Annotated in this window: 9 protein-coding genes; 6 read left to right on the top strand and 3 right to left on the bottom strand. The window is 44.5% G+C overall.

Annotation, left to right across the window (positions count from 1 at the left end; all coding sequences use genetic code 11):
• Positions 1–17 precede the first annotated feature (17 nt).
• Both ACVC9U_RS00500 and ACVC9U_RS00495 read right to left on the bottom strand, forming a co-directional pair.
• Positions 18–179, bottom strand: coding sequence for a hypothetical protein (locus tag ACVC9U_RS00500; RefSeq protein ID WP_155519891.1), 162 nt, complete (start codon positions 177–179; stop codon positions 18–20).
• A 1,250-nt stretch (positions 180–1,429) separates the two neighbouring features.
• Complete coding sequence (locus ACVC9U_RS00495; protein WP_048356122.1) at positions 1,430–1,648, bottom strand: helix-turn-helix domain-containing protein; 219 nt, start codon at positions 1,646–1,648, stop codon at positions 1,430–1,432.
• 109 nt (positions 1,649–1,757) lie between these two features.
• Between ACVC9U_RS00495 and ACVC9U_RS00490 the strand changes: the two genes are divergently transcribed.
• The 5 genes from ACVC9U_RS00490 (at position 1,758) to ACVC9U_RS00470 (ending at position 3,120) form a co-directional block, all read left to right on the top strand.
• Positions 1,758–1,904, top strand: a complete 147-nt coding sequence (locus ACVC9U_RS00490) for a hypothetical protein (protein ID WP_441390014.1) — start codon at positions 1,758–1,760, stop codon at positions 1,902–1,904.
• A 43-nt stretch (positions 1,905–1,947) separates the two neighbouring features.
• Positions 1,948–2,121, top strand: coding sequence for a hypothetical protein (locus ACVC9U_RS00485; RefSeq protein WP_186440253.1), 174 nt, complete (start codon positions 1,948–1,950; stop codon positions 2,119–2,121).
• 148 nt (positions 2,122–2,269) lie between these two features.
• Complete coding sequence (locus ACVC9U_RS00480) at positions 2,270–2,452, top strand: hypothetical protein (RefSeq protein ID WP_434174118.1); 183 nt, start codon at positions 2,270–2,272, stop codon at positions 2,450–2,452.
• Between the two features lie 24 nt (positions 2,453–2,476).
• Entirely contained in the window at positions 2,477–2,791 is a 315-nt protein-coding gene (locus tag ACVC9U_RS00475) for a hypothetical protein (protein WP_434174117.1), read from the top strand.
• Between the two features lie 155 nt (positions 2,792–2,946).
• Entirely contained in the window at positions 2,947–3,120 is a 174-nt protein-coding gene (locus tag ACVC9U_RS00470) for a DUF8096 family protein (protein WP_017474210.1), read from the top strand.
• Between the two features lie 25 nt (positions 3,121–3,145).
• On the opposite strand, the gene ACVC9U_RS00465 is transcribed toward ACVC9U_RS00470, so the two are convergent.
• A complete protein-coding gene (locus tag ACVC9U_RS00465) occupies positions 3,146–3,490 on the bottom strand; it encodes a DUF1433 domain-containing protein (protein WP_016885213.1) in 345 nt (114 codons plus the stop codon).
• A 53-nt stretch (positions 3,491–3,543) separates the two neighbouring features.
• Here ACVC9U_RS00465 and ACVC9U_RS00460 point away from each other — a divergent pair, with 53 nt between their 5' ends.
• Positions 3,544–4,974, top strand: a complete 1,431-nt coding sequence (locus ACVC9U_RS00460; protein ID WP_057957770.1) for a lipase family protein — start codon at positions 3,544–3,546, stop codon at positions 4,972–4,974.
• Positions 4,975–5,093 lie beyond the last annotated feature (119 nt).

Here is a 5,093-nt window from a genome sequence, read left to right as displayed (position 1 = left end):
AGCGTGAAAATCGTTATCTATTCCGCTTTGTATTCGTCAATGACTTCGCAAATATACGCATCAACACCGTTACGCGCTTCGTTCATAATCCGTTCAGCATAATCGGCGAGCGCATCTTCGTAATTGTCGTAGATCGCTTGGCCTGCGTCGCAATAGTCGCTGAAGACTGCGTATTTCATTCGTCATCACCCTCGGTTATATGTTCGACGAACTTAACAATCGGTTGTTGACTCCGAAAACTTAAACTCATTTCAAGACCGTCGCCGTCCGTTCCAATCGCTATCGATTCGCCATGTTCGAGTAGATCAGCGACCAACTTCCGCAATAGTGCCTTGTCATCTTCCGATAGTGCATGAGTCGGAATGAACATCGTAATCACCCTCCGTATTTAAAATTTTGCGAGAAAATTGCCGGCGTCCGGCACGGCTTTTTCCGATCGGACCTCCCCCGCCCCCTTCCGTTTTTCCGGTCGGTGACGCCGTTGTTTATGCATACCGATGTATTTCGTATTCATTTTTAGTTTACATAATTCCCGCTATCGGAAGTTGTTTAATCGCTAAACCCGTGTCACGACTGCGTTTGTGAACTGCGCAGTTTACTTTGTTATGCATGTTTTTATACATCGCAGTACTGGCGCGGCTTCAGGCCGTTTCACAATCGCTTTATTACGCTAAAATTTCGTATATAGTTAACGGTGTGAACTATCGGCTTCCGAGGGTCGAGGTTTTCGAAGGGTCTCCGTCATGAAGCGCGAGGCTGACTTACAGGCGGACGGCACTCCGACCTCCGTAACGTCCTATATCCGAATCCTCCCGTATCCCTTCCTATATATCTACGTTCTCCTCTTCGGTGTTACAATCGCATAATAAAACGCCTTGCTATTCGTTCAGCAAAGCGGTAGGTTTACGTTATGTTACACGTCCTTCTATTACGTAAGACAGCATATAGACGTAAAGTATGCGTATTTATCGTTAAGACATCGCAATTACTTTCGATAGGTTATCGGACTTCTTTCCGTATGTTTTAAAACCTAGCGACCACTCCGTCGCTTACGCTCCTCCGTGTCCGCGGATATTATTAAGACCTTTATCGCGATACAATTATTTATACAATATACATGATTGCGTTTCTGCGGGGCGGAGTGAAACGTAGTTCCCGCTAGTCTTCGGATTCAGAAGACTAAGAAGTAATTACGGACTCAAAACCGCTGTATCCCTTGCGGCTGTAAGCACGAACCCCATTTTCGGTTGTGCGAATAAAGTCGTGTTTTTGGCCGATTTGTGCGAATAAGATCGTGTTCATTATCAATTACGATATTCTAATTGAGAATATAACGATAATCATCCGACCTCTCACCGTCACATCAACCGTATTATTATTCATATAAACGTATAAATATACGGTAATAACACGAAGAAATAGACGCCAATCATTCGTCAGCGTCTTCGATCTTCACCTCGAATAACTCCTCGACATTTACTCCGAGCGCCTTCGCGATGGCAAATACGTGCCAATCGTAATGTCTTTCCGCGGAATCAAAGCGTGAAATAGTCGGTTGTGGCACGCCGGTTCTTCTCGATAATTCTGATTGCGACCAATCTTTTTCATCTAGGATCGCTTGCAAACGTGGTTTAACCGTTATGTTCATCGAATCACCTCTGCGTTAATTATACGCCGGAGAATATTTTTCCGCAAATTCACTTGACTTCTTCTATACGATAGCGTATAATAAGAGTATAGAAAGGAGGTGAACGTAATTGATTGACACCGTAATGAAGCTTTCGGCAATCGCCGCATCTTGGCTCGGAATTATCAAGCTCGGTCTTGAACTCCGCAAGATGCGAAAAGAAGCCGAAAGTAAGGAGCGACGGCCTCCGACCAAGAAGCACCGTCGCCGATTATAACACCGAGGGGCATCTCGCCCCTTGTCAATCAATTATAACACGAATGAAACGAATTGATACTACGGAAATTTTGTTAATCGTCGTCTTGCTCGCCTGGATTGCGGATATGAACTTCGGCCGGCTGTCCGTACTGGACTGCGTCGGCCTCGGCTCAGCTGTCGTTTTTATCGCGCTTCTATTCTTTAGATCGAGGAGGAATCGGTCACACCGCCGCTGAAGCCGCAGCAAGCCGATCAACTTCTCGATCTATATCAGCGCCCTATTACGTCATTTAAAGACGAAGGCAAAGCGTATCAGATCGGCTTTAATACGGCGCTTACATGTCTCGGCTATTTAATCGCAACCAAATACGGAGGTAATGACGAATGAAAAACGTAAAATCTGTATTCTTGAAAAACGCCGTAATTCCGGTGGAAGATCTCCGCGAATGCCGTCATTGTGACGAGGATCATTCCGTAGAATGGTACGCGGAAGATGTTCCGAGAGGCTACGTATGGAGCACATACTGCCACGCTTGTCGAGAAGATAATTCCGGGTACGAATTTTAATCATATATTGCGGAGGTAATGACGATGAATAAAACGAAACTTTTAACGGCCATCCTCGGCCTATCAATCGCAGGCAACGCGGCTCTCGGAATCTACGCCGCCAAACTAAACGAAGATGTCGATATTGCTTATCGCGTGGCTGACGACATGGCTGCGGAAGCCAAAGACGCCCAGGAAATTGTCGAAGGAAAAGATTACGCTGTTTCAGCGGATGACGGCGGCTTTAGTTTCGATCCGGCAGCCACAGACGCAAAGCCAGGCGATCGGATCAGCGTTACTTTTACGAAGGATCAATACGAAAATGGCAGCGGATTTAAGGCGATTAAGGTTATCGAATAACACACGAAATCAGGCGTTAAGCGGCCGCCGATACCTAATATACCCGCAGCAGATTCCGGCGGCTCCTACGCTTTAATTTCGTGGAAAAAACGTTGTCTATGTCGTTGATTCAACCGAGCTAATGTCGTATCCTATTAGTCGGAGGTTGAGGACGAATGGATTACGAAACAAAGGGATACGACACAACGAAAATATACGACTACAAAGAGTATCCGGACGCTCATCATGGCCGCTGCGACAACTGTGATTATACGCTGTTTAAAAGCTCGGTGAAGGACGGAATTTTCCTTCGTGAGTGCCGCAGATGCGGTATGAAGAAGAGCATATAAAACAAATAAGGCCGAGCGGGCTAATTTATCTTGTACAAAGCTTATCTTTACATTCTTCTTTGGGTTCGGCATCAACCGTATATGACAATATTTCTTTATTGGCTGGATCATATAGACCTTCAAACTCTTTTTCTCCGTTAGTATAACCCTTCACAGTAATACCACCCATTGGATTAATATAGTAATTCTCAGAAAAATGGATATCTTTCACATCTTTATAGTTAGTTGTTAAAAATTTTTCCATATGATTCTGTGCTTCTTCGAATAAAGCAATCTCTTTTTCCTTTTGATCGTGCTGATGCTTCATAAAAAGTCCTCCAACTGCTATAATTATTAAAATAAGGATAATTATGTACTTTTTCTTTTTCAATCGGAAATCAACCCTTTCCTATCCTATTTTACAAAAATAAAGAGGCGATGTATATGAGTGATAAGATAAAAGTTCCAAAAATAACAGATAAAACTTATTATACGCTAAGTCAGGAATCTTACAACCGCGAAAGATTAGATGATAAATTGAAAACAGGAAAACCGATACAGACAGACCAAAAAACTTATTGGTATGTCGAAAAAATTAAAAGAGACTCTGATACGGGACTTGATGCCGTTGTTTTTTCTCAGGGTCAAAAAACAAAAGACGGCAAGTGGGTCAAATCAGATAATCCCGAAAACGTCGTCGTAGCCTTCGCGGGAACTGATCCGAAAAGCCAGTTCTTTCAAGATGTTATTGACGCAGACGGCGGGAACGTTGTGATGGGAATTGACCCGAAAAAGAAGGAACACTACATAGCCGAAAAAGATGCGAAAGATACTTCTAAAACACTCGGAAAATATAACGGAACTCCGTCACAAGACTCGATGCTTAGCACCGGTAACTACAAATTAATTACGAAAACGTCCCAAATCGGGCAAGCTGACGATCTGGTGCGGGAAGTTAAACAAAAGTATAAAGGCACCTCGACGGTTATTTCAACTACCGGACACTCGCTTGGCGGCGCAGAAGCTGAATACAGCGCGGTCAACAACAACATCTATGCCGTCGCGTTTAACAGCCCTTCAATTGTTAAGCTGCACTCTGAGGAGCAGCAAAAGAAAATTAACAACGGTGAATATGACCGGTCCATAAAATCGATTATCAATCCGGATGACATGGTCGGGGCCGGCTGGTGGAACGAATATGACCGGCACAATGGAACGACAATTTATACGAAGGACCCTGAATTATCAAATGCGGTGCGCGAGGCGAGAATGCAGGGCGATGTATTCCAACAAATCGGGCAAAACGCTGGGTATTTCTTTCAGACCGCAATCTTAGGAATGCCCGACACCCACGGCCTCAATGATTCGAATTTCACCTTCGACGAAGACGGCAACGTTCAAAATGTTGAAGGCGATGAACTCGTCTACGATAAAAATTTAAAAGCAATGCTGCCGGCTGAAGTGGCATCAGGGAGCGGCGCGATTAAAGTCACCCCCGAAGTCGCTAAGCAGCTTGCGGAAAAAGTAAATGCGATTATAAACGACCTGCGTACGATGAAAAGAGAAGCGGAAAACGCCTACCAGGAACATGACGCTGCGATAAGCGATTTGAAATACGATACCTATCGCCAGGTCGGTCACGGCTTATACGATCAGCTTACGCTCGATGATGTAAACAATACGCTGAATGATTTGGCGCAGTCGTTCGATAAAAAAGGGAATCCGCTGTTTTACGATGTCGATGCCGAAGCGGCATATATCGCTTCATTACAAGACACGATTTCAGATTTAGAAGAAATCAGCGGCTATCTGGCGCAAATCGCAAAGGATTTCAAATCAAAAGACAAGATGCTCGCAAACTGGTTAAAGTTATAAAATTAAAGGCGCCAATAGGCGCCCTCTTTCGTTTTATGCTCCGCGCGGAAACCCGTATTTAGGCTTCGGCAACTCTTTCGCTCCTACCGTAAATCCCATCCGTATCACCTCCGACATGG

It is taken from the genome of Bacillus sp. GM2, from assembly GCF_056155945.1.
This window is presented reverse-complemented; position numbering and strand designations above follow the sequence as displayed.